Source organism: Nocardiopsis sp. CNZ308 (genome assembly GCF_004217075.1).
The window spans coordinates 6,648,918-6,674,317 of the sequence record NZ_SHKJ01000001.1 but is presented as its reverse complement, the minus strand read 5'-3'; the positions used below and the strand labels follow the sequence as shown (position 1 = coordinate 6,674,317).

Genomic DNA, 25,400 nt, shown 5'->3' with positions numbered 1-25,400 from the left:
CAAGCCCTTCGCCAGCCCATGCGCCCCTCCCCGCCGCCTCCGCCCCGCAGGGACACGGCCATCCCTTCGGACGCGCGGGGCGGGCAGCGGGTTCGCCCGCGCCGCAGGGCTTCTACGCCCACGCCTCACGGCCCGACGCAGCCCCGCGCCGGACCGGATCCGGCGCCGGGCCTCAGACTCCCTCCGCCAGGACGCGGCGCAGGACGGCGGCGAAGGCGTCGGGGTCACCCTTCACGCCGAACTCGCCGCCGAGGAAACCGGCGTGGTGGCTGGGGAAGGTGACGACCGCCGTTCCGAGCCGCTCGGCCACGGCCTCGGCCGCCCGGTTGCACAGCTCACCCCCGCTTTCGGCCCCGGCGCCGAGGACGATGCGCGTCGACGCCGCGCGCAGCCGGTCGACGTCGTGCTGGAAGTGGGTGCATGGGATGAGCTGCCCGAGCATCGGGTCGTCGCGGGAACCGTCGTCCTCGGCGGGCAGTCCGAAGTCGGCGGGGTTCGGAGCGAGACGGTCGGTGAAGTCGGCCGGAAGCGGCCCCTGGTGGTTGATGAGCGCGAGGAACTTCGCCATCGCGGGGCCCAGGCCGTCGCGTTCGTACGTTCGGCGGATGTCCACGCTCGCGGCCAGCGCCCGTTCCCGGTCCGGCAGCACCTGGACGGCGGGCGGTTCGTGCGCCACGAGGGTGCGTACCTGCTCCGGATGCCGGGCCACCAGGGCCAGGGCGTTGACGGCGCCGCCGCTGCTGGCGAAGAGGTCCACCGGTCCGGCGCCGAGGGCCGAGACCAGCCGGTGCAGGTCGTCCGCGTGCTCCTCGGGTGTGCCCCCGGCTCCGCCGTCGGCGCGCTCGCTGCGCCCGATCCCGCGGGGATCGTAGGTCACGACCGTGCGGTCGGTGAAGTGGCGGGCCAGGGTGGTGAACCCGCTGGCGTCCATCGGAGAGCCGATCAGCAGCAGGACGGGCGGCCCGGCTGACGAGCCGCTCCGAACGTCGTAGCGCAGAACGGCGCCCGGCACGTCCAGGGTGCGGGTCCTCGTCTCCGTCATCAGGCGTCCTCTCCGGGAACGTTGTCGTCTCCTGCCCATAGTGACCATCCGGAGTGACAGAACTCATCGGTCCATGTTCAGGCACGGCTGAGGTGTACAGAAAAGGTCACCCGTGTCCGTTACGTTCTTCGCGCACATCCCCCGAACACGAGGAACACCCCCATGCCCACCACCCCCACCCCGCTCGAAGTCGTCTACTGCGAGGGCTGGGATCCCACCACCGCCGCGCCCATCGGCCTCCTGGACACGGCGACGGCACGGGCCCGGGACGGGGCCGGTGAACAGTACGCCGTCCTGGTCCGCACCCCCGACACGGCACCGCTCGTCCTCCTGGAGATCTCCTGGGCCGACCGGCACTGCGGGATCTGGCTGTTCGACGCCGAGGGCCGCTGCCACACCCACCACCGCTACACCCGCGCGGACGGAGGCGGAGAACTCCTCCTCTCACACGGCTTCCAGTGGAACCACCCCCCGCGGGGAGCGATGCCGGACCGGCGCGACGACTGGACCGTCAGGGTCGAGACACTCAACCGTGAGCGCGGCCTCTACCGGTACCAGACGCAGCACGGCGGCGGCCTGACGTCGGTCAACCGCGCCCCGGACCCGGAACTGGCCCGCGTGGTCACGCTGCCCGCCCCGCCGTTCGGGGACTGGGCCGCCCTCCTGCGGGCGCACCCCGTCCTCGCCGAGAGGGAACTCCGGCTCAGCGAGGCCGCGGTGGAACCGGGCGGCGCTCCCGTGGCGGCCCCCTGGACACCGCCGCGTCCCCTCGCACCCCGGCGCGTCGACGACCTCTTCCGTCCCGGAAGCCGGTTCACGAGCTCCTGGTATCCCGGGACGGGAACGGTGGGCGTCCGCGACATCGGCACCGTGAACCTGCCCACCGGGCGCGTCATGGTCTACGACCCCAGCTCCCTGGCCTTCGCCAAGGACACCGATGCCTTCACCGCGCCCCTCCCGCCGGGGGAACACCCGATGCGCCTGTCCCTGCTCCACCTCGGGGAGGACGGCGACGAGAGGCCCTCGTGCGTCATGGCCCTGCGCGTGGACGTCCGGAACCTCGAAGCCCTCCCGGTCGCCTCCTGGGAGATGGCCCTGCGCCCGGGGCAGGACCCGCACGACCTGGAGGAGGACCACTTCTACGGCGTCGGCGTGGACGGCGGGCAGATCGGTATCACCGACGCGGCCTGCCTGCCCTACTTCGCCGATCTCTTCGACGACTTCCACGTCTACGAGCGCGTCTTCCACGGGCTGCCCGAGGAGCAGCTCCAGGCGATCAGGGACAGGGAGCGGACATGGCAGGACACCGCCCGTGCGCTGATCGCCCGGCCTGAGTTCCACCCCGACGTGCGCGACGCCTTCATGGAGGCGATCGGCCTGTCTCCCAGCGATGAGCGCTATGACCAGTACCGGAGCAACCACAACCTGCTCCGGCTGGCCCACGCGGTGGCCAACACCGTCGACCCCGACCTCGCGGCGCTCGACGATCCCCTCCAGCAGGCGCGGGACACCAGCCCGTGGTCCCGGCGGCTCCCCGACCCGAAGACCGGAGGCGACCTGACCGTCGTCCCGAGCGGCTGGGGAGACGGTAGTTACCCGGTCTGGATCGGCCGTACCGAGGACGGCCGGGTCCGCTCCCTGGTGGTCGACATGCTCGTCCTGGAGGGCGCCGAGCCGGTCACGGACGGGGAACCCACCACGCCGTGAGCTCCGTCGGTACCGAGGGGAGCTGCGCTGACAGGGGCGCGCCCCGCCCGGTACGGTCTCCCGCGACCTCACCGAGGCCGACCTGCCCCACTCGGGCGCACCGGTCGTGGTCACGGTCCCCGGCCCGGCTCCGGGTGCGAGGCCAGGGCTGGGGCACTGCGGGAAGCCGGGGCCGTGTGCCTGGAGGAGAGCACCCCGCAGAGCGTCTACCACGTCAAGGAGGCCATCACCTGCGACCTGGTGGTGCTGCGGGCCCTGTGACCCGCACGGGGGCGGCGCCGGATCCACCCGGCACCGCCCCTTCCGCGCGGCGCACACCCGTTCCCGAGCGATTCAGACGGTGCTCGGGAGCGTGTAGCCGAACTGGCCCAGGCGGCTCCGCGCCCTGCCCAGCTCCTCCTCGGTGAACAGCGGTGAGAACTCCGGGCGCAGCACCAACGCCTCCACCGTCAGGTCCAGGCGGCCCCGGTCCCACAGGTTGGAGAACCCGTCCGAGACAGCCGGGGCGTTGAGCAGCTTGCGCGCCGTCTCCAGAGGGCCCAGTTCCGCGAGCATGCCCAGGAAGAACGAGGCGGTGTACCCCGCCTCCACCTTGGCCCGCTCGTACCCCTCCACCATCGCCCTGCCGAAGGCGGCCACGTCGGGGTCGGCCTCCCGATCGCCGACCTCCGCCACCGGCTCGGCAGCCGAAGCCTCACCCGCGGCGTCCTGCCCCAGTCGCCGGACGAACCCCGCCAACGCCTCCACGGATGTGAACACCTCATAGCCCAACTCCTGCAACCTGGGCAGGTCGGCCTGTTCCGGATCCAGTTCCAGCACCACCGGCTTGCCCAGTCCGTGTTGGAGCCCGTCCGGCCAGAACGCCTCGGCCTCGGCGATCACCCCGCCCCGTTCCGGGTCGTTGATCGCCGTGCCCAGATCCGGCTCGGCGTATCCCGTCTGACGCATCTCCTCGACCAGCGCACGCACCTGGGCGCTGCGCGGGTCGGCAGCCTCCTCTGCCGTCACCGTCAGCGGACGCAGTTCTTTCTCTTCAGGCGCGGTTCCCTGCCGCAGCCCCTCCAGGAAGGACTGCGCAGCCTCGGCCAGCAACTCCCGTCGTGCGGCCAGGAAGTCGCGGTAGCGCTCCGGCCTCCACAGCGCGGAGTCCCCGGGGATCCACTGTGAGGCCAGCACCCCGGGGTGCGCTGCCTCGGCCTCGGCCAGGTACTCGTCCGGCGCTCGCTGACCGACCTCCAGATCGTTCCGCTCCGTGAGGAAGCAGAAGTTGGCGATCGCGTCGGACTTGGCGTCGCGCCCGCGCAGCAGAGGGGTCGGGAAGAGGGTGTGCCGCAGCAGATGACTGTGCGAGCCCAGTGCCTCGGCGGTCAGTTCCTGGCCGGTTCCCAGGTCCCGGGAACCCCTGGCCCTCACCAGCAGGTACAGCAGCGGGTAGAACCGCGACCCCTGCGTCCCCTCGAAGTCGTGCGGCCGGACCTTGAGGGAACCGCTCCGGGAGCGTTCCAGCGCCGCGATCAGCCCGTCTACCCCGCTGCGCTCCGCGGTGTCGAAGTCCCGTTGCAGGGTGCTCTCGGTGGGGCCGTTGTAGCGGCCCCACAGCGCCGAGTGCATGTACCAGTACAGGACCTTGTCGCGGTGCGCCCGGTCATCGAACGCTCCGCCGTTGAGCTCCAGCAGGCGCACGGCGACGATCAGCGAGGAGTGGCTCTTCAGAACGCGGTCGTGGTCCAGGCCCAGCCTTCCCGAGACCGCCTCCAGGAGCGTGTCGGTGTGGTCGGCTGTTCGCGCCAGCGCATCGCGGAAGTCCTCGGCCCCCACCTTGGACATCTGCTCGAACCGGGCCTTGCCCGTGGCTACCGCCAGGGTGGTCCGCAGCAGCCAGTCCAGTGTGAACGTGTAGCCGCGCTCGCGCCAGCGGTCGATGGCCGTGCGCATCACCCTGCGCGCGTCGGGCCACTGGGCGCACACCTTGGCCAGCGCCAGGTCACCCTTGGAGAGCTTGGTGCCGCCGGAGTTGACCCGGTTGAAGATTCCGACGACCTCCTCGACGTCCTTGTCCGCCCCGGTGATCTTCTCCTGGTGGAACTCCCGCTCCGTCATCTGGCGCAGTCGGTTCAGCCGGTTCAGGAAGGTCTCGGCCTGTTCGGGGAAGGCGTCCATAAGGGGGCGCATGTAGTGCATCGCCCCCTTCGTGAACAGCTCGGTCACGTTCACCCACCGCGCGTCCCCGGCCATCCGGTTGCGTGAGTAGAAGGCGAACTCCTCGCTCTCCACGTTGAAGTACAGGCCGGTGAACGCCTTGGCGTCGCCGTCGAAGAAACCGGGTGGGCGCCCCCTGACGATCCCGTACAGCGAGGTGATGCGCTGCTGGCCGTCCAGCAGCATCAGGTAGGTGCCGTTGCCGGTGGCGCCGCCCCGGGCGGAGACACCGGTGTCGGAGGTCTCCCACAGGAGCAGGCTGCCGACCGGGTGGGACAGGTACATCGACCGCATCAGACCGCGCACCTGGTCACGGTTCCACACGTAGCCGCGCTGGAACTCGGGGAGCAGGATCGTGCCGGAGTCGACCTGGTCGAGGAGTTGGGACAGTTTCGCCATGGTGGGGGACTTCCTCCGTTCGGTGGGGCGTCGTACGCGTGAGCGACGGGCCGCTCAGGTCCGGTTCACCAGCGGTTCCAGGAACGGACTGGGCTCCTGGTGCCAGCTCACGCTCAGCTGCTCGCGCGCTCGGGTGCACGCCACGAACAGCAGGCTGCGTTCGCGCAGCAGATCCCGGACGTGCGCACCGGGATCCTCCTCCTCGGGTGTGACGCTTCGGGGGGCGGGCAGCTGGCTGCTCCCGGCGCCGACCACGGCCAGGCAGCGAAACTCCAGCCCCTTCATGCGGTGCATCGTGCCGACGGCGGCCCCTGCGCCGTTCCCCGACGGGTCCCGTGCCAGGGAAACGGCTGGGATCCCGGCCTCCTCCAGGGCCAGCAGCGCCTGGTCCGCGGCCCGGTTGGAGCGTGCCGCCACTCCGATCTCGGCTGGCAGCACCCCGGCGTCGAGCCAGGCGCGGACCGTCTCCTTCAGGTGCGCGGATTCCGCCTCCTGATTGGCGAACCCCTTCGCCGTCGGCTCCGCGCCGTGCATCTCCGAGCGGCAACCGGTCAGTGACTCGGGTCCCCCGTCCAGGTCGTTCACGGGCTGGCCTTGCATCAGTCCCAGACTCCACCCGAGGATCTCGCCGGTGGTGCGGTAGTTGATCCGCAGCTTCGAGGAGCGGCCGCGCACGTTCACCCCGACCTCGCTCAGGGTGATCCCGGGGCCGTAGATGCTCTGGTGGGTGTCCCCGGCGACGAACAGGTCGTCGGGGCCGTGCGGTACAGCCGCCCGCAGCAGCCGCCACTGGTGGGCGCCCAGGTCCTGGGCCTCGTCCACCACCACATGCCGGAAGGGCCTGTCGGTGTCGGGGCGCTCGGCCAGCAGTCGGGCCGCCTCCTCGCACACGGTCTCGTGCGTCCACAGCCCGTGTGCCGACAGCTCAGTCTGGAACTCCCATACCGCCTGCCACACCCGGGCCTTCTGCGTGGGGGCGAGGCCGCGCCCGCGTCCGGTGCGCTTGACAGCCAGGTACTCGGATGCCGACTCCACCCGCTGAGCCAGCACCACCTGACGCCACTCCTCGGCGAGGAACGCGGGGGACAGGTCCACGCCCAACCCGGCACAGATCCGCTGCCACAGCTCCCGCTCCCGGTCGGGGACGAGCAGGTTCGGCCTGCCGTGCGCCTCCCGGAACACCCGGTGGGCCAGCCGGTCCACGTGTTCCACCCGCACCCGATCAGCTGTCCCCGGGTTCCCGGTGGTCTCGGAGAGCAGGGCGAGGTTGCGCTCCAGTGCCTCGGCCAGGGTCGAGGTGAACGTGGTCAGCAGTACCGGTCCCTGGTCCTGTCGCGCCAGTTGGTGGGCGCGGTGCAGCGCCACCACGGTCTTGCCTGTACCCGGGCCGCCGCTGACCCGGGCCGGTCCACGGTAGGAGGCCTCCGCCACCGCGCGCTGCACCGGGTGCAGGTAGATCCGCCACAGGTCGAAGGGGTGGGCCAGGGCGGTCATCAGCTCCTCTGGTCCCTTGACCAGGAGCACCCGGTCAGAACTGCGCCGAACGGCGGCGTCCAGGTCCTCGGGGTCGATCTGCTCGGCGCTGATCGCCGCGCCCATGTCGTCCCAGACTTCCTCCGGGCTCATCCCGGCGGCCAGTCCGTACAGCACGGACCACTGCACCGGCGGCAGCAGCCCCTGCGCCGCCTCCAGTTGCAAGGTGTCGGTCAGGGTGCGCGCGAAGTCCCGGGTCTGCCCGTCCACCCCCAACCGTGTCAGGTCGGAGTCCGCGACGTGGCCGAACAGCCGGGTCGGCGTCTTGCGGGCCATCTTCTCCAGGTAGGGGATGCTGGAGTCGATCGCCTCCACGTCGCGCAGTTCGATACCGCCGGTCGCCGTGTTGACCGACGCCCTGCGCGTCCTGGCCCACTCGTAGGCCTTGTCGTGCGGCAGCACCTTGAGCAGGGTGTACGTGTCGCCTGTCACCGGTGCCAGCACCACCCCGCGCCAGAACTGGTCGATGCGGATCGTGCGGAACCGGTCGTCGCGTGCCCGGGTGATCTTCTCCAGGTGGAGACCGCTGTGGGTGGCCTCCTCGAACTTGGCGAAGACCTCGGTGACCCGTTCCTGGACGGGCTTCTCCAGTTTGGCGAACTCCTGGAAGAAGTCCCGGTGGACGGCGAGCTGTGCCACGGCTTACCTCGTGTGCTTCGAAGGGGTCGGAAGGGGGGACGCGGTGGAGCGGTTCAGTCCGGCGGTGGCGCCTCCTCCAGGAGACCGTCGATCCGGGAGACCTCCGGATGGTCGGCGCCGTGCAGGCGAACCAGGTCCGCGCGCAGTCCGCGCAGGGTTCCGGCACCCTCGGCCAGTCGTCCCAGGGTCAGTTCGAGCACCCCGATCTGGCGGCGCAGCTCCAACGGGCGGTGGTCGTCGGGACCGTAGACCGCGACCTCGTCGTCGAGTAGGGAGGTCAGACCGTTCAGGGCGGGTTCCTCCTCACCGCCCATGGCCAGACAGGTGGCGTCCTGGAAACGGCACCGGAATACCAGACTCTGGTCCTCCTCTCCGGCGTCCTGTGCCAGGTCCCGGGCCAGTTCCGCGTACAGCGGCCCCGCCTGGCGGAAGTTGCCGCCCTCGAACAGGGCGTTGGCCTGCTCCAGCCGCAACTCCACCACCTCGGAGTCGGTGGGTCCGAACACCGCCGAGCCGTGCTCGACGGCCTCGCGCAGCGTGGCGGCGGCCTGCCGGTACCGGGCGGACCCCACCAGCTCGGCGGCTCTGGTACGCGCCTTGCGCAGGCCCTCCCTCCGGGGTACGGACACCCCGTCCCACGAGGAAGTCCCGGCCTTCTCCGATGCCCGGGACACGTCCCCGGATGCGGGACGCCCGGCGGAACCGGCCGACCCGCCGGTCGGGACCGTGCCCTCGTTCCGAGACGCTCCGGGCGCAGCCGAAACCCCGCCCGCCGGAACATGGCGGACGACCCGGGACAGCGCCCTTCCGTACATCAGGTGCGGGTTGGGCCGCGAGGGCGGGTGCAGCACCCCGGGGATCGGCTCAGGCGCGTCCACGCAGCCGATCAGCCTGTCGTACACCTCCACGGCGTCGGCGGGCCGGTCCTCGGGGTGCTTCTCCAACAGGGCGGTGACCACCTCCGCCAGCTCCGCCGGAACCTCCGGGCACAGGTCCCGCACATCGGCGGGGCGCTCGGTGGTCTGCTTGGACGCCACGGCGAAGGGCGTGGAGGCGGTGAACAGCCGCCGCCCGGTGAGCATCTCGTGCAGGACGCAGCCCAACGCGTACAGGTCGCTGCGCTGATTGGCCCTGCCCGTCATCAGCTGCTCGGGCGCCATGTACTCGGGGGTGCCCGGGCTCTGGCCGGTCCGGGTGATCTGCGAGGCGTCGCCGCGGTCCAGCACCACGGCCAACCCGAAGTCCAGGACCTTCACCGTCCCGTCCGCCTCCAGCATCAGGTTGCCCGGCTTCAGGTCCCGGTGCACCAGCGAGGCCCGGTGCGCGGCGGCCAGCACCGAGCACACCTGGGCGGCGATCCCCGCCGCCCAGCCCACCGACAGGCGCTCCTGCTCGGCCACCAGGTCGGTGACGCTCACCCCGTGGACGCGCTGCATCACCAGGTAGGGCCGCTTGTCCCCGTCGGCACCCGCGTCGAAGACCGCCGGGACCCCCGGGTGCTGGAGCCCCGCCGTAATCCGGGACTCGCGTACGAACCGGTGCACCATCTCGGCGCGCTCGTCGTCGCCCGCGTCGGCGGGGAAGCGGATGAACTTGACCGCCACCTCCCGGAGCAGGCGGGTGTCGTGCCCCTCGTAGACCTCGCCCATGCCGCCGCGCCCGAGCGGCGTGGCGTTGAGCTCGTAACGTCCTTCCAGCAGGCGCTTTCCCGGCGCCGGTGCGCTCATGTCCCTGACTCCCGCGGTCGCAACTCGCCTTCTCTAAGCCCTCGGCCTCCCAACGCCGCCAGCCGCGCGCCCAGACCCGCGACCCGTTCCAGGAGTTCCCTCCCCTGCTCCATGCGGGACCAGACGCCCGCGTAGGCGCGCTGCTCCTCCAGGGACAGCGCGGGGAGGCGCAGCGAACGCACGTCGGCCCGGCCGCTGGAGGTTCGGGAGGAGGAGACGGCCTCGGCTCCCACCGCCCCGGCGAGGAAGTCCGGGTCGGTGCGTCCCCACACCGGTCGCAGCGCCAGCAGACGCGGTCCCAGCGCGGCACCGCCCTCCTCCACCACGTGCACGGGCGCGTCGCGGACCGTCTCGGCCACCACCACGTCCCCGTACCGGAGCATCACGAGTCCGGGCACGCGGTCGCACCGTCCGCTCGGACCTTCTCCGGAGCGCACGTCCCGCACGGTCAGCACCGGCACCTCGCCGCTCTCGGTGCCCATCGCCATCGGCGCGCGGTGCAGCTCGACCGCGCCCGCGTCCGCCAGCGCTCCGAGCGTGGTCATGGGGGTCTCCCCGTCCGGCACGAGTTCCAGTTCGTCCGAGAGCGCGCGCACCTGGTCCAGGAGTTCGGCGAACTCGCCCAGCAGAGCCGGGTAGCGCACGACGGCACCGCTCCTGGACGCGGAGTCCAGGAGCCGCGAGGGCCGCAGGTCCACCTCCTCGTCCAGGAGCGGGCCGACCTCGGCCACCATCCAGTACGGGCCGGGGGCCACCGGTCGTCCGGCGGCGAAGTCCCCCCACACCCGCGCGGACTCCGACGCCTCCGTCGAGGCGACCAGCAGGACCCCGTCGCCGGTGCCGTGCGACTCCTCCGGGCGCACCAGCACCCACGCGTGGCGCCCCGGTTCCGCGCCCGCACCACCGGGGACCTCCAGCACGGCGCGCAGCGCGCCCGAGCGCAGCAGGTTCGCGCGGATACGCCGCCCGCCCGGCCGGTAGGCCACCGAGGCGGGCAGCAGCACCACCGCCCGCCCGCCGGGCCGCACCCGCGACAGGCAGTGCTGGACCCACGCCAGTTCGCCCTCGCCCCGGGGCGGCAGCCCGTGCACCCACCGGGGGTCGTCCACGAGCTCCTCGTAGCCCCACTCGCGGTCGCGGAAGGGCGGGTCGCACAGCACGGCGTCCACCCGGGAGCTTTCGAAGGCCGGGGAGCGCAGCGAATCGCCCTTGGCGGTGGCGCTCACCCCGTGCGGAACGACCAGCAGCGCGGTCGCGATGTCCAGCGCGTCGGGGTCGCGGTCCTGACCGAACACGGTCAGGGCGCCGCGCCGCAGCGCGGCCGACAGCAGCACGCCCGTGCCGCACGCCGGATCGAGCACACTGCTTCCCTCGCCGATTCCGGCGAGCTCGGCCATCCACGCGGCCAGCTCCGGGGAGGTCTCGGCCCGGCCCCGCTCCCTGGTCAGGCGCGCGCACAGCTCCTCGAACACCGGTTCGGGATCGTCTCCGGCCAGGACCTCGTCTGCCAGGTCCACCCACTCCTCCGGCACCCCATCAGGCCGGGCTCCCACGGGCAGCAGGTCGGTGAGCTGGCGCCCCGCGTAGGCCATGAACGCGGTGAGCCGCACGTCGGGGACCTCGGTGCGCACCCGCTGCCACAGCAGGTCGGTCCGGTCCGTCTCGAAGGCCTTGTCGTGCTGGCGACACCACGCGCGCACCGCTTCCAGCGCGAACAGCGGGTTGGCGGAGGTGCCGTCCACCGGGCGGGGGAAGTCGTCGAAGCGCCGCCGCCAGTTGCTCACAGCGGGCCTGCGCACACCGGCCAGCCGCGCGATGTCGGCCGGCCCCACCAGAGCGCGCGCGATGTCTCCGCCGCCGTCATTTCCGGCGCCCATCAACGGCCCCCCACACCCATCGGAGCGAGCACGCCCCGCACCTGGAGTTCGACGACGTGCTCGGCCACCCGGCGCGGCGTGGCGCCGCCCCGGACCAGCAGGCCCGCCTCCATGTTGGTGGCCACCCCCGACTGGGTGAGGTTGGCGCTGGAGACCAGCAGCGCCCGGCGGTCGGCCACGGCGAGCTTGGCGTGCGCCTTGGCCCCCCTGCCCTCGCGCCGGTCCACCGGCCAGTGCCACAGACGCACCCCGTCGATCCCGGTGAAGGCCTGCCCCGGTTCCTCGCCGCTGATCGCGCTGCCCGCCCCGGCCAGGGTCTCCACCACCACCGACACCGACACCCCCCGTGCCACGGCGCGCGCCAGCGCCTCGCGGATGTCGGCGCGCCGCCGGGCGGAGTAGGTCATCAGCACCAGCTCCTCGCGAGCCTCGTCCACCACCTCCAGCAGCGCCTGGGCGGTGGAGCGCACGGGCACGGAGTGGCTGGAGGGCCCGGTCCACACGGTCTCCACCGACACCCCTCCGGTCGCGGCGGCGTGCCCGGCGGCTAGCCCGCGCAGGAACGCGGCGGCCTCGGCCGGGGGCACGCCCTCCCGGGAGCGGGAGGCCAGCAGCGGCGCCGCCGCCTCCCGGTCGCGTACCGATCCCAGGAGGGCCTGGTCGGGCCAGCCGTCGGCCAGGAGGGCGGCCACCTCGCGCAGGCCGGACGCGCCCAGGGCGGAGGAGGCCGCCGCGGCGGCCTCCTCGAACGATGGGGGTTTCGCGGAGTTCGTCACGGAAGCTCAGGGTAGAGGGCCAGCTCCGGATCCCCGATCGGCACCACGAACCTGCGGTCCAGGAACCGGTTGCCGTGCTCGCAGGTCGTCTCGGACACGAACAGGCACACGTGGCAGGCCGCCCCGTGCAGGAAGTCCGCGTTCGCCTGCGGCAGCCGCTCGGCGCACAACGGATCCGAGGAGCAGTGCATGGCCCCGCGCAGGGCCTTGCGCACCAGGTGCACGAGCCGCTCCGGTTCGGCCTGGGACACCAGCCCGCCCAGAGTCCCCTCGGCGTCGGGCACCGCCGTGTAGATGAGGATGCCCCCGCGCGGGTCCTCCTCGGTCCCGGCGTAGACGCGCTCGGACAGGCTCGCCGCGTTGTACCCGCAGTCCAGGGCGATGGTCCGGATCAGCAGGTGCGACAGGGTGTGCAGGGCGGTGTAGCGGGCGCCCGGCCAGTTGCGCATCCGCTCGAACCCCGAGCCGACCCGGTTGGAGTAGCGCTTCTCCCGGAAGGTGCCGTAGGCCTCCCGGTGCAGCTCCAGGGCCTGGCTGTCGGACACCCGCTTCTCCCAGGCGGCCAGCAGCTCCTCCGGGACCCGCAGGAAGATGCCCTCGCCGCGCACCTCGCTGGCCGGGAGCCAGGTGGTGTCCTCCTTCGACAGCCGCACCGTCTGCACCATCAACGGGTCGTCCAGGTCGGGGGAGTCCAGGCGGGTGAACCCGGTCAGCACCCGCACTTCGCGCAGCCGCTCGGCCTGCACCACGTCGGCGAACACGCCCCGCAGCTCTTCGGGCACGCCGCCCTCCAGACGGCGCAGCGCGAAGTCGGGCCGGGGCTCGTGAGCGTCGGGGGAGGACAGCGCCTCCCACTCGGCGGTGCGCAGGGCCTGGCGGCCCGACGCCGCCTCGCCGCCGCCCTCGGCCTGTCCGGACAGGACCGCCCGGCGCCGCTCCACCGCCGCGTACACGGTGTCGTCGTCCCACCTGCCGAAGTGGTCGCGCATGGGCGGCGCGAACTGCCGCAGTACCTTGTACTGGTCCTTGGGGCTCTCCTCCAACATGTCCCAGTACTGCTCCACCAGGGAGTCCAGCTCGCTCGCTCCCTGACCGGAGGGGACCGCCAGCGTCGACAGCAGTTCCGAGAACCACTGGTTGGACGCGCCCAGCACCAGGGTCTTGGGATTTTGACTGCATCCCTCCGGGTCGAACACGCCCAGGTGGGGGTGGCGTGCCCGGCACGCCGGCAGGTTCTCCTCGCCCCGCGCGCCGCTCGCGTCGCGCATGTTGCGGTGCGCGCCGCACACCACGCACGTCAGCTCCACGTTCGCGCCGACGTTGCCGCCCCGGTCCTCCATCTTCAGCTGCGGCTTCTCGGCCTTGGGGCAGGCGTCCCCCCGGTGCACGAAGTGGGCGTAGGGGAACTCGTCCAGGTGGCCGTCGGTGCACGCCAGCACGAACCGGGCGGGGACCGCCAGCGGCTTGCCCTTCTTGTGCCTGCCGACGTTGTGCACGAAGCGGGCCTCGTGCGGCCTGCGCGGGTTGGTGTTCTCGAACGCGAGCATGTCCGAGTCCAGGGCCACCAGCTCGTCGCAGGAGGTGCACCGGAACCAGGACGGGAAGGGGGTGGTGGGCACGCCCACCCCGGCGGCGGGTCCGCCGGGGTCGCGCTCCAGCCCCTCGGTCCACGGCGCAGGGCGCAGCTCCTTCACCTTGCGGTGGCCCGGCTGCTCCTGGATCACCTTGAGCAGTCGGGGCTCGACGATGGGCTCCCAGCCGTAGGCGTGGGTGTGGTTCCACTCGTCCAGCCCGCGCACCAGCACAGCGAAGTTGGGCAGGTCCACCAGGGACCCCACGCCGCTGGTGAACATCAGGTGGCTGGGCCGGACCGAGCCGACCCTGCGCCGGTGCGTCTCCTTGTGCATCAGCCCTGCTCCTTCGCCTGTCCGGCCGGGGCCGGGGTCCGCTCGTCCTCGGTGTCGTCGCCGCCGCGCGCGCTCGGCGGAGCGAACGACCACGGCGGCTCGTTGAGCACCGGCCGGAAGAAGTCGCCGCTGCCGGACACCAGCAGGTTGATCTCGTTCTCGGTCTCGCGCATGGACATGCCGACGGTGGTCTCGCTCCAGGAGCCCTCGCCCGGCTTGGTCAGCAGCCCGCGCAGCTGCTGGCGCTCCCGGGTGGAGCGCTCGTAGCCCAGCCGGGTGGAGCCCTCGCGGGCCTGCTTCCAGTGGTCGCGCAGGCTGTTGATCCGCTCGGCCAGGTAGTCGCGGCCCCGCTCGCCCGCCACGAACTCGGCCCGGACCAGCATCCGCGCGGCGACCTCCTCCACCGCGGGCCCGTCCAGGTCCACGTCGTGGGCGTCGCCGTTGCGCGAGAAGTCCTCCTGGGCGTGGCGCACCGCCGCCACAAACATCGCCGCGGTGCCCCGGTCCAGGGCCCGGCGCGTGAACGGGGTGACGCTGAGCGCCTCCACCTGCCGGTAGAAGGTCGCGTGGTAGTACCCGAAGTCCTCGTAGTGCCCCAGGTCGCGCGGGCGCGTCCAGTTGTACAGGGTCACCACCAGTCCCGGCCGGGCCGCGTCACGGCCCACGCGCGAGGTGGCCTGGATGTACTCGGCGGTGTTCTTGGGCTGGCCGGTCATCACCATCAGCCCGAACCGCGACACGTCCACGCCCACCTGGAGCATCGAGGTGGCCAGCACCGTGTCCACCGGGTCCCGCGTCTCCTTGTGCCGCTCGCCCTCGCGCCGCACCAGCGGGTGGGGCTCCACCTGGCGGGCGGCCGAGGAACGCGACTCCCACGCCCGCCTGGCCTCCATGAAGGCGGCCGTGACGGCCCGCTTGCGCTCGCTGGTGTCCAGCTCGGGGTCGAAGCCGATCTCCAGGCGCTTGAGCACGTCGCTGATGTCGGCCGAGGAGATGCGCGAGGTCAGCTCCTGGACGTTGAACATCGACGTGCGCCCGAACCGGGTCAGCCGGTTGGCCATCCCGCGCTCGCGCCCGTGCCTGCGGGCGCGCACCGTCACGTCGTCGTCCATGTGCCGCCGCATGCCCGCCAGCTCGCGGGTGGCGTTGAAGTAGCCGACCGTGGTCATGTACGGGTCGGCCGGGGCACCGTAGGTGTCGAACAGGTGCTGGCCGGTCAGCGCCAGGATCTCCGCCAGGCGGATCTCGGCGGCCTTGAGCCGCACCCCGTGCGCGCACACGCCCATGTAGCGCCGCCCCGGGTTGGCGGGGGTGACCTCCACCTGGGTGGAGAAGAAGGTGTCGGACACCTCGCTCACCTGCGGCGGGAACACCTCCAAGCCTCGCCCGAACACCCCGCGCACCTGGTCCCCGGCGCGCTTGGTGGTGGCGGTGGAGGCCACGATCTTGGGCGAGGTCCGCTTCCCCGACGGTGTGGTCCACGAGGTCAGCTCGTCCACCGCCGCCTCGAACAGGCCCACGGTGGTGCCCAGCGCACCCGAGATCAGGTGCAGCTCGTCCTGGATGACCAGGTCCGGTGGGCGCAGCCGCCGCACGGGCACGCTCTCCACCTTGGGCAGGGGGCCCTTGGCGTTGTGGCGGCCACGGCAGCCCGTCTTCTCGTCCAGGTCCGGGTGGCGGTAGCCGTGGCGCGGGCAGTACCGCGCGACGCGGCCGAACAGCATTCCGGCGAACCCCCGCCAGGGCAGCTGGGCGAGCTTGTCCACGGTGGCGATGAGCAGGCTGGGCGTGTAGCGGTAGATCTCCTCGTCCACCGTGAGGATCGGCAGCCCCTCCGCGCTGTTGCGCTGGGAGAACGGGCAGGCGTCCGCCCCCTCGCCGTTGGCGCAGAACAGCAGCACCCGCCGCACCTCGTGCCGGGGGTCCAGGTCCCGGTGGGCCTGGAGCTTGGTGCCGCACCAGGGGCACGACAGGGTCTGCAACACGTTGGCGCGCTCGCCCCGGCCCCGCTCACGGGCCTCGGCGATCTGCTTCTCCGCCTCGTCGAACCAGTTGGGCGAGACGCCGCCGCCCACCCACAGGCCGATCCGGAAGGGGTGCTCGCCCCACGTGGCGGGGTCCTCGGCGCGCTGCACCTCGGCCGCGCACACCAGGGCGGCGGCCCGCTGGAACTGCTGGGCGGTGAGCAGGCGCAGGGTGTAGCGCATGAGCACCGCCACCCCGTCGCCACCGTCACGGGCGTCCGCGCCCGATCCCACCACGCCCTGGAGGCGCCGGATGGCGAAGGTGAAGGCGGTCAGCCCCAGGTAGGCCTCGGTCTTGCCGCCACCGGTGGGGAAGAACAGCAGGTCCACCGTGGCCTCGGTGGAGGCGGCCCGCTCATCGTGGTCGGGGTCGGTGATCGCGGGCAGGTTCAGCAGTACGAACGCCAGCTGGAAGGGGCGCCAGGACGCGGCGGAGGCGCCGCGCGCGTTCACGGCCTCCCGGGCCTGGGCGTAGGAGACCTCGGGGTCCTCGCGCAGCCGGGAGATCTCGCTGTGGCGGCGCTGGTCGGCCATGGCCCGGTTCGCGAACCGGAACGCCCGCAACGCTTCCCCGTGCCGGGGGCGGGCCGGGTCGGTGAGCAGGTCGATTCCCGCGCGGATGCGCTCGGCGGCCCGCCGGGCCCGGAACACGGCCGTCTCAGCGGTCTTGCGCAGCGCCTCGGGAAGCTCGGCGGCTGCCGCCTCGCGCCCGTCCAGCCAGGCGGAGTAGCCGTCGGCCAACGGCAGCAGGCCCGCGCGCAGGGCATCGGTGCCGGTCTCGGGCGAGGCCAGCACGTCCATGGACAGCTGCGCCGAGGCCAGCGCCGAACCCGCGCCCACGGCCGCCGTGGTGGCGGGCACGTCGTGGTGGGGCAGCCAGGTGGTGGTCAGCCGGTGCGCCCGGCGGGCCCCCTCGGCCACCTCGGCGTCCACGGCGATGTTGCGCCCGTCGGCGTACTTGAGCAGGTCCCGGTAGAGCAGCCGCAGGTGCAGCTCCTCGGGGTCGTCGGAGGCGGGGACGCCGCCGTCGAGCGGGTCGTCCACGGGGAGGAAGACGGGGGAGGAGCCGTCCAGGGCGGTGACCGACAGCCGGGCCTGGAACAGCCACATGGTGTCGCCGCCCGGGTGGACGGGGACGCGGTTGTTGACCAGGTTGAGCTCGACCGTGCGGCGGGGGAGGCCGTCGCGGTCCTCGCGCACGGACACGGCCAGGTACACGCAGGGGGAGTCGGGGTCGGGGTCGGTCAGCCCGACCTTGAAGTCGGGCTCGCCGTCGAGGCGGATATCCCGCTCGAACTCCTTGGGCTCGCGCACCCACACGCTGCGCTTCTTGCCCTCGTCCTCCTCCACGCTCTCGCGTCCGTACTGGCCCCAGGCGGCGCGGACGTGGACGGCGTCGGTGTCGGCGGGCACGGAGAAGGACAGGCCCATGGTGGAGGCCCACAGGTGGCCCAGGTTCTGGGTGGTGGCCTTCTCGGGCAGCTCGCCGGAGCCCTCGCCGGAGGCGGCGCCGTCCGCCTCGGCGTCGGAGTCCGGGAGCTGGTCGGCGGCGTCCCGGGAGGAGAGGGGTGTCTGGTGGCGGGGGCCGAGCATGCCGACGAGGTAGCGCTCGCGGGGGCCGGAGTAGCGGGTGGGGAGTTCCTCGGTGGGGCCGTCCCAGGGGCCGAGGAGGTCGCGCTCCAGGAAGTGCTGGAGTTCGTCGCGGACCTGGAAGGAGGTGGCTTCCCGGAACTCCTGGGGGCGGTCGAGCGAGGCGATCAGCTCGGCGTCGCGGGCGGCGTTCTGGGCGGCGCGGAGTTCGGCTTTGGTGGGTGGCTTGGCGATAGGGGAGCCGCTGGCCTGGGTGGGGGTGGTGGAAGTGTCGAGGGCGGTCTGCTCGCCGTGGGGGTGATCGAAGAGGGCGTCGTCAGGCATCAGAACAGGGTCCCCTCGTCGCTGGCGGCCTTGCGCTTGGACTTCTTGTCGTGGAGGCCCTGCGCGACCTCTTCGGCGTAGCGCTCGTGGTTCAGTTCGAGAAGGCTGTCGAGGACCTCGCGCTGTGCGGCCGGGCCGATGGTGTAGCGGGTCTCGCGGCCGACCTTGTGGAACCCGTGGTCGAGCCCACCGACGGCCTCGATCCGGTCCTCCCAGTCGTAGGCGCGGATGGTGGCCTCGTCGATCGCGCGATGGATGGCGCGGAGTTCGACGATGTCGGAGTCGTTGCAGTTGGGGTCGAAGACCAGGTTGTAGGTCTTTGTGAGCCCGGTGTTGCGGGAGAGCATCACGTCCCGGCGGTAGGTGTCGAGACGGTCGCCGAGGTCCCGGAGTTCCTGGGTGAGTTCGGGCATCGCGAAGGTCTCGAACACATCCGAGGGTGTGTAGCGGATTCGAGTCTCCAGTGTGGAGGCACGTGTGATAGCCCACCAATAATGGGAAGCGCTTGAAAGTAGCGCCAGCATGGCCGTGTCATCACTAGCGAGCACTACGATTTGCTCGCTGAAAACCTGACCTGTTGGCACCATGACGGGAGCAGTAGTTTTGCTCACTCGTGCGAAGGCAATAATCCGATCAAGGCTCGAAATAGAGGATTCGAGGCCTCGTCGATAATCGGCATACCTCCACCAGTATTTTCGATGCGACTCTCTATTTCTCTTTAGTCGCTCTGGCTTTACGAGTGAATCCACCTTTTGAAAAGGATCTTTGTATTTTTTGGATTTTTCTTCACTCCAGTCGTGGAAATTAATTATCCATCGCGAAGGAGACGATGTCGGAGAGTCTGCGATATCTTGACCGATTAGGTACGGGAAGACGACCTCTGAATTGTTGTCCTCTGTCGATAGAAAGTGGCTTGCTTCTTGGGGAGTGAGGATGAAACCCTTTCCGTTGACATGGTGTCCAAGGAATGAAACTTTGGCGTTTTTGGCGAGTTTGTGAGCTGGCTTCTTCTTTGAAGTACTCGCGTCAAGGGTGGCAGTAATGGTCGCAGTGGCCACGCCGTCGGCCAGAACGATTGAGTCTTTTTCGATTGACTTTTTAGTAGTCCATGCGACACAGTATTCGAGTGCTGCGGAACGCGAAGGCCACGACTCGCTTTTAATGGCTCCTCTGATAAGAGCTCCAGATTCGATTATCTGATCGAGTCCGACTCGTCGTGTTGCTCCTTGGGTGAGAGTGTTTGTTGCAATTATTCCTGCCTGTCCTTCCTTGTTGACGACTCGGTGGGCTTGTAGTGCGAAATAGGCAACGAGGTCTGTGTTTGTTGCTCGCGTTCCCTTGGCAATTACCTCTGTAATTAATTCGCGGTATTGCCCTCCGAGTGTTGGACGGATCTTTGGTCCGCCGAGGAACGGAGGGTTGCCGATTACGGCATCGAAGCCACCGTTTTCAAAGACCTCGGGGAATGCCAAAGGCCAGTGTAGAGGCTTGCGTTCGAAAGCTCCATTCGGGTGGTCAGTGTCCAGCCACTTTTTCGCTGTGATTCGAGCCTCAGGTTCGGCAGTGTTCAGGCGTCGTGCCAGGTCGGCCGCTTTCAATGCTTGGTCCCGCGCGATGGCTTCACTCTTGCCCGCACTGGAAAGCGCAGCGCCCACCACCAGGTCGGCGAGTAGTCGTGCTTGGCCAGTCTCCAATTCGGTTTCGCCGAGGACCGACCGCTTCCGGTTCACCCCGTCCATCGTGGCGCCGTCCATTTTGGAAAGTTTTCTCCGGGATTCCGCAGCCCGGCCGATTAGGACACGCACGCCCCTGGTGAAGTCCACTAGGCCGCGCTCGTGAATCTTTCGGCCCTGCTTCGGGTCCATGTGCATGTACTCAAGTTGCTCAAGCGACGTGATCCCGAGCAGTGAGTCACCCGAAGCCAACCGGTCGTCCAGGAACGTGAACGGCCTTTCCGGGTCCATCGACACCAGCCACAGCGACAGCTTCGCCATCTCCACGGCCATCGGGTTGATGTCTACGCCGTAAAGGCAGTGCTCAATCACCTGACGACGGGCCTCGATGACGACCTTGTCGTCGTCGGAACGCACATCATTTTCCTGCGGCGTGTAGCCCTCGGCGTGCGGGTCTTTCTCCTTTACCCAAGCTTCGATAAGGCGGTCACCCAGGTAACGGGCTGCCGCAACCAGGAACGCCGCCGAACCCATCGCGATGTCGGCGACCTTCAGCGCCAGGATCTCGTGGCTGTTTTTGAGTTTCCACTTACTGGTGTCCGCCGTTTGGAGTGGTCCCGGAGCGTAAACTAGAGGTTCCAGGGCGTTGAACACTACCTTTTCAGCCAATTCCCTAGGTGTGTAGTGCGTCCCCGTGTTCTTCCGCAGCGCCGACTCGGTGACGTACAGCTCCCCGCCCCGCACCACCATGGGCAGTCCACGCAGGTCGTTGCGCAGAATGCGGAAGAAGGGCAGCAGCCTCTCCACCAGCACGTCGTCACCGGGCACCACACCGCGCAGCTGCTTGACGGCCTCGGTCCGCTCCTCCTTGGACAGCGGGGCCAGCGCCTTGGCCAGCTTGCCCTTCGAGCCGATCCCGGAGTCCTTGTACTCGGCGGCCAGCTCCTCCGCCAGAGTCTCCGCGTCCGTGTGCCGGGCGGCCAACGCCTCCAGGTCCCGGAGCTGGACCTCCGCCTCCAGGCCCTCCTTGCCGACCAGCCCCACCACGAGCTCCTCGGCGCGGAACCCGTCGAAGGCCAGCAGGCCCTCGTACACGTAACCGATCTGCTCCACGTCTAGGGCGCGGAAGGACAGCTTCCTCAGCTCCGCCGACTTCCCGCGCCCCACCTTGACGTACTGCACCGCCTTGAGCATGTGCAGCACGGTCCGGTCGTCGATGTCCAGCGGCATCCACGGGAACGTCTCGGGGTTGAACAGCGACCCGTCCAGAGCGTGCATCTTCAGCTTGGGGTGGTCCACACCGTGGTAGACCGCGTGGAACAGCGCCAGCAGCCGGTGCCAGGCCGCGGTGGTCCGCTCCAGGTCGTCCTCGGTGCCCTCCCGAGCCAGCGCCTCCAACTCCTCGTAGAGCCCACCGGCCGAGTACGAACCCGCGTACAGGTCGTTGTCGGAGGGCAGCAGACCGCGCTCCTCGGCGAAGAGCAGGAACACCGTCCGCATCATCACCGACACCGCGCCCCGGTACACGTCGTGCGCGGACACGGCGCTCAGGTCCCGCTCCCCGCGCTCGCGCGCCCGGGTGTCGGCTCGGCCGATCGCGGCGACCAGCAGTTCCACGGCCTGGCGCACCTGCACGCCCAGCGCCTCGGTGACGTCCTCCTGTGAGCCCATGCTCCGGTTGAGCAGCGGGACCAGCTGCTGCTCGTCGGGCACGGTGAAGAACCGCCGCCGGTTGAGCAGCGAGTAGAACGCGCGCAGCACGTCGCGCTCGGCGGCGTCCGTCCACAGCGAGGCGTCGAACAGCGCGGTGGTGGTGACCCCGCCCCGCGGCGCCCACACCAGCACCCACCAGCGCCCGTCGGTGGCCAGGCCCAGCTCCACCCCGTGGTGGCGGCACAGCTGCGCCAGCCGGTCGGCCGGGGTGGCCGACCAGGACTCGCCCCTGATCCGCTGCACGGGGGACTGGCCCACCGGCAGGGTCAGCCCCAGCAGCCGGACGCCGTCCGCCTTGACCTCGCCCTCCGGCTCGGCGTCGGGGGAGGTGAGCACGAACGACGGGGCCACAGCGGTGTCGTGCTCGGCCACCTCCATGGCCAGCGGCTCCAGCCCGTCGGTGCGCAGGGTCTCGCGCCAGTCCAGCAGCTCACCGAGCACGTACCGCACCCAGGCGTCCCGCCCGGCCTCGGGGTTCCGGCTGCCCGGCCCGGTCTCGTCGCGCCAGAGGGCGGAGCTCCGGCGCAGCTCCCGCATCTGCTCGGCCTCCAGCGAGTCGAGTCCGGCGGACCAGACCTCGCGCAGTACCGGCAGGGTCAGGAAGGGGCCGCTGACCTCTACCAGGCCCAGCCAGTCCAGGTGCTGCTGGCGGACGGCGTCGGCGGGGGAGTGCTTGCCGCGGGATCGGGGGTTGCTCATCGGATGGCTTCCTTACGGGGAACGACGAAGACGACGGCGACGGGGAAGGTGTGCGGGTCCTGCTTCGCGTAGCGCTCGGCGATGGCCGCCAGTTCGCGCTCGCGCTCCCCGTCCAGGGCGGCGAGCCGCCTCTCCCAGTTCATCCGGTCCTTGCGGTACTGCTCACGTTCTTCCTTGGTCTGGGTGAGGGAGCGCCCGAACAGCGCGTCCTCGTCGTCGTCGCCCGCCAGCGCCTCGCGCAGGGACGCGGCGAACTGGTCCAGGACGCCGGTCACCCGGGCGCGCTCGTTCTCCTCGCGCTCGGCCAGCACCCGCTTGAGCGACTCCAGGCGGGTGTCGGCGCGCCACTCGATGGCCCGCTCCAGGCCCGCGCGGCCGCCCGCCCGTTCCCAGCGCTCCCGCACGCGGTTCCACACCGCGTCCGACAGCGGCCGACCGCTGTCCAGGGCGCGGTTGAGGATGCCGCCCAGGGTGCCCAGGTTCTCCAGGCGACGGAACCGGCCCGTCTCGGGCAGCCACCCGCCCGAGTGCAGCACCTCCTCGTGCAGGCGCAGCCCGTCCGCGCCCACCAGCACGAACCGCGAGTAGGCGCCGACCAGCACGTCCTCCAGCTCCGGGTCCTCGCTGACCACGGCCGTCACCCGGTTCAGGCCCACCCGGTCGTTGGACACCGCCGTGCGCAGCAGCCCGATCGACCGGGACACCAGCGGGTGGTTGAGGTGGGCGAGCACCACGTCGTCGCGGCCCTTGGCGGTCTGCGCGTCGAAGGTCACCGGCAGCTGGCGCAGCTCGGCGCCCTTCGGTGCGCCGTGCGAGGCCTTCTCCAGCAGCCCGTCGGCGGCCTTGACCCACGACCCGGTGAAGGACGGGACCTCGTACAGGTCCTGAGCGGCGCGCTCCTCGTCCTCGTCGATATGGGGGCGCAGCCCCGGCTGCCGTGCCAGGTCCAGGGCGGTGTCCACCACCCGCTTGACCCGGTCGGGGGTCAGGGCGAGCGACTCCACGGTCTCGTCCAGGTTGCGGCGCAGGCGGCGCACCCGCTCGCGGATGTTGGAGTCGGAGGGCACTCGGCCCCTGCCGCCCGCCTGGGCGGTCTCGGCGTCCAGGTCGGCGCTCTGGCCCAGCATCCGGCGCTGCACGGCGTCGGAGATCACCGCGTTGACCGAGCCAAGATCCTCCTCCATGCGGGCGACCTTGGTGGCCACGCGGGACAGGAACTCCAGGTCGGCCTCGAAGGAGTCGGTGGCCTTCTCCCAGCCGGTGCCCACGAAGTGGAAGACCTCCGGCGGGTTCGTCTGCCCGTACCGGTCGATACGGCCGATGCGCTGTTCCAGCTTGTTGGGGTTGAAGGGGATGTCGTAGTTGACCAGGCGGTGGCAGTGCCGCTGGAGGTCGATGCCCTCGCTGGCGGCGTCGGTGGCGATGAGGATGCGCAGCGGGTGTTCGCCCGGGTCCTTCTGGAAGGCGACCCGCAGCGCCTCGCGCTCCTCGGCGGACATCCCGCCGTGCAGCTCCTTGACCTGCTCGCCGCCCAGCCCGGCCTGGGCCAGCAGCGAGCGCAGCCAGGACTGGGTGTCGCGGTACTCGGTGAAGACCACCACGCGCTCGTTGGTCCAGTGCTGGTCCGGCTTGCAGATGGCCTTGAGGTGGTCGATGAGCCTGCGCGCCTTGGCGTCGGGCTGGGCCTCGTGGGTCAGGGCCCAGGAGCGCATCCGCTCCAGCAGCGACTCCTCGGTCTCGTCGGCGTCGGGCTGGAGGGGGCGGGCGCGGCCCAGGGCGTCGTCCTCGGCCTCGGCCAGCTCCTCGTCGTCATAGGTGGCGGTCTCGTCCCACCAGTCGTCCATCCACTCGGGCACCTCGTCCAGGTCGGCGCCCGCGGGGAGGGAGTCGCCGCCGCGCGAGCGCAGCGTCTCGGTGTAGACGCCGACGGTGTGCGCGAAGGCGGCCGGGCTGGAGAACAGGCGCTTCTTGAGCAGCAGGGTGACCAGGTCGGTGGCCCGCCTGCCCTTCCTCGTGGTGAGCTTGGCCCGGCGCAGCTCGGCGAAGCGGGTGAGCAGGGCGTGGACCTCACGCTCGCTGTCGGGGTAGGCGACCTGGAGTTCCCTGGTGACGCGCTCCAGGAAGCGGGGACTGCCGTCGTCGTTCTCCACCTCGCGCTTGAGGCGGCGCACCACGGTGTCCGAGACCGCCGAGGGGTCCGGGTCCACGCCCCGGGCGAAGCGCTGGTCGTCCAGGATCTCCAGCAGCGCGGTGAACGACTGCTGGTAGCCGTTGTGCGGGGTGGCCGACAGGAACAGCCGGTGCGTGAAGTGCGGGGCCAGCTTGCGCATCAGCTTGGTCTGCTGGGAGTCGACCGCGTACACCTGCTTGGGCGCGGCCGGGGCCACATGGTGGGCCTCGTCCAGGATGAGCAGGTCGAAGGCGCGCGGATAGCCGGGGCCGTCGGCGGGCAGGACCTCGTCCAGCAGGCGCTGGGCCTTGGCGCCGCGCAGCCACGGCAGGCTGACGATGGTGAGCCGGTGGACCTTGAACGGGTTGGCGGCGCTGCCGTACTCGCGGCGCACGGCCGCCGCGCACTCGGAGTCGACGATGGTGAAGTCCAGGCCGAACTTCTCCTTCATCTCCTCCTCCCACTTCAGGGTCAGGCCCGCCGGGCACACGATCATGATCCGCTGGGTGCGGTTGCGCAGCAGGAGTTCCTGGGCGACCAGCCCGGCCTCGATGGTCTTGCCGAGGCCGACGTCGTCGGCGAGCAGGAGGTTGACGCGGGGTGCGCCGAGCGCACGCGAGACAGGTTCGAGCTGGTAGTCCTCGATGGCCACTCCGGAGCGGAAGGGTGCCTGGAGGCTGCGCACGTCGGCGGAGGTGACCGCCGACCATCGCACGGCGTCGAGGAAGGCGGCGAGCTGCTCGGGGCGGTCCGGGGAGATCCCGGCGATGTCGGGGAGGGAGCCGCTGGGCAGGAGTCTGCGGCCGGGCTCGACCTCCCAGAGCACATCGAGGGTCTCGCCGTAGCGGCCCTCCTGGATGCTCTGGAGGGTGACCATGGTGAAGGCGTCACCGGGTTCGACCCCGCTGACCACCCACTTCTGGCCGCGTACCTCGACGAGTGCGCCGGGGGAGAGTTTCCGGGAGGCAGAGGTGGGGTCCTCTGTGGTGCTGCTGGGCATGGCGGTCTTCCTGCGTCGCGCCGGGTGGGGACCCCGTCAGCCTCGGCGGAGCGGGGCGGCGGGGGAGGCGGAATCCAACTTAGGGGGGTCGGAGTACCACTTCGATGGCAGGAACTCTATTGTGAACCCGGTTCACACGCAAGAGGCGTGGGGAGTGGGGATCGCGGCGCCGCAGGACCTGTGTACACCAGGACGGCGGTGCACTCCCGGGGGTTTACGCAGTTGGGAGGCGTCGGGGCAAAGTCGGGTCTTTGGTCCCGAAATCCCCGTTTTGGCAAGGTGGCCGCACGCATCACGGTCGGCGGCGCGAACGCTGGCTGACTGCGCTCGGCAAGGCTTCGGCCCCGCCTGCTGGTTCACAGCAGACAGGGTCGAACATCCGTGATCTGGGCCGTAGCGGC

Annotated in this window: 11 protein-coding genes; 1 reads left to right on the top strand and 10 read right to left on the bottom strand. The window is 70.8% G+C overall.

The window, feature by feature from the left end; translation table 11 throughout:
• Window positions 1-172 precede the first annotated feature (172 nt).
• Complete coding sequence (locus EV372_RS28645; RefSeq protein ID WP_130398643.1) at window positions 173-1,042, bottom strand: alpha/beta fold hydrolase; 870 nt, start codon at window positions 1,040-1,042, stop codon at window positions 173-175.
• A 162-nt stretch (window positions 1,043-1,204) separates the two neighbouring features.
• Between EV372_RS28645 and EV372_RS28640 the strand changes: the two genes are divergently transcribed.
• Window positions 1,205-2,749 carry a DUF4241 domain-containing protein gene (locus tag EV372_RS28640; protein WP_130398642.1) on the top strand — a complete coding sequence of 515 codons (1,545 nt, stop codon included), beginning with the start codon at window positions 1,205-1,207 and terminating at the stop codon, window positions 2,747-2,749.
• Window positions 2,750-3,082: 333 nt separating this feature from the next.
• Here the strand turns inward: EV372_RS28640 and EV372_RS28630 are convergent, their stop codons facing one another.
• The 9 genes from EV372_RS28630 to drmD are packed head-to-tail and all read right to left on the bottom strand — an operon-like array spanning window position 3,083 to window position 24,999.
• The gene (locus tag EV372_RS28630; protein ID WP_130398641.1) at window positions 3,083-5,347 is read right to left on the bottom strand and encodes a DUF262 domain-containing protein; all 2,265 of its coding nucleotides are present in this window, start codon (window positions 5,345-5,347) and stop codon (window positions 3,083-3,085) included.
• A gap of 54 nt (window positions 5,348-5,401) precedes the next feature.
• Entirely contained in the window at window positions 5,402-7,519 is a 2,118-nt protein-coding gene (locus EV372_RS28625; protein WP_130398640.1) for a UvrD-helicase domain-containing protein, read from the bottom strand.
• A gap of 53 nt (window positions 7,520-7,572) precedes the next feature.
• Entirely contained in the window at window positions 7,573-9,246 is a 1,674-nt protein-coding gene (locus EV372_RS28620) for a serine/threonine-protein kinase (protein WP_130398639.1), read from the bottom strand.
• On the bottom strand, window positions 9,243-11,123 hold the full coding sequence (locus tag EV372_RS28615; RefSeq protein ID WP_130398638.1) for an N-6 DNA methylase: 1,881 nt from the start codon (window positions 11,121-11,123) through the stop codon (window positions 9,243-9,245). The genes EV372_RS28620 and EV372_RS28615 overlap by 4 nt, the downstream gene beginning before the upstream one ends.
• A complete protein-coding gene (gene drmC / locus EV372_RS28610) occupies window positions 11,123-11,899 on the bottom strand; it encodes a DISARM system phospholipase D-like protein DrmC (RefSeq protein WP_130398637.1) in 777 nt (258 codons plus the stop codon). The genes EV372_RS28615 and drmC overlap by 1 nt, the downstream gene beginning before the upstream one ends.
• On the bottom strand, window positions 11,896-13,806 hold the full coding sequence (drmB, locus tag EV372_RS28605) for a DUF1998 domain-containing protein (protein WP_130398636.1): 1,911 nt from the start codon (window positions 13,804-13,806) through the stop codon (window positions 11,896-11,898). The genes drmC and drmB overlap by 4 nt, the downstream gene beginning before the upstream one ends.
• Window positions 13,806-17,744, bottom strand: a complete 3,939-nt coding sequence (drmA, locus tag EV372_RS28600) for a DISARM system helicase DrmA (protein WP_130398635.1) — start codon at window positions 17,742-17,744, stop codon at window positions 13,806-13,808. Before drmA ends, drmB begins: the two co-directional genes overlap by 1 nt.
• Entirely contained in the window at window positions 17,744-21,829 is a 4,086-nt protein-coding gene (locus EV372_RS28595) for an Eco57I restriction-modification methylase domain-containing protein (protein WP_130398634.1), read from the bottom strand. Before EV372_RS28595 ends, drmA begins: the two co-directional genes overlap by 1 nt.
• Complete coding sequence (gene drmD, locus EV372_RS28590) at window positions 21,826-24,999, bottom strand: DISARM system SNF2-like helicase DrmD (RefSeq protein WP_130398633.1); 3,174 nt, start codon at window positions 24,997-24,999, stop codon at window positions 21,826-21,828. Before drmD ends, EV372_RS28595 begins: the two co-directional genes overlap by 4 nt.
• Between the last annotated feature and the right edge of the window lie 401 nt (window positions 25,000-25,400).

What these genes read in the sequence shown, in the direction of transcription:
- EV372_RS28645 (WP_130398643.1), bottom strand. Translation starts at nt 1,042, where the DNA reads ATGACGGAGACGAGGACCCGCACCCTGGACGTGCCGGGCGCCGTTCTG.
- EV372_RS28640 (WP_130398642.1), top strand. Translation starts at nt 1,205, where the DNA reads ATGCCCACCACCCCCACCCCGCTCGAAGTCGTCTACTGCGAGGGCTGG.
- EV372_RS28630 (WP_130398641.1), bottom strand. Translation starts at nt 5,347, where the DNA reads ATGGCGAAACTGTCCCAACTCCTCGACCAGGTCGACTCCGGCACGATC.
- EV372_RS28620 (WP_130398639.1), bottom strand. Translation starts at nt 9,246, where the DNA reads ATGAGCGCACCGGCGCCGGGAAAGCGCCTGCTGGAAGGACGTTACGAG.
- EV372_RS28615 (WP_130398638.1), bottom strand. Translation starts at nt 11,123, where the DNA reads ATGGGCGCCGGAAATGACGGCGGCGGAGACATCGCGCGCGCTCTGGTG.
- drmB (WP_130398636.1), bottom strand. Translation starts at nt 13,806, where the DNA reads ATGCACAAGGAGACGCACCGGCGCAGGGTCGGCTCGGTCCGGCCCAGC.
- drmA (WP_130398635.1), bottom strand. Translation starts at nt 17,744, where the DNA reads ATGCCTGACGACGCCCTCTTCGATCACCCCCACGGCGAGCAGACCGCC.
- EV372_RS28595 (WP_130398634.1), bottom strand. Translation starts at nt 21,829, where the DNA reads ATGAGCAACCCCCGATCCCGCGGCAAGCACTCCCCCGCCGACGCCGTC.
- drmD (WP_130398633.1), bottom strand. Translation starts at nt 24,999, where the DNA reads ATGCCCAGCAGCACCACAGAGGACCCCACCTCTGCCTCCCGGAAACTC.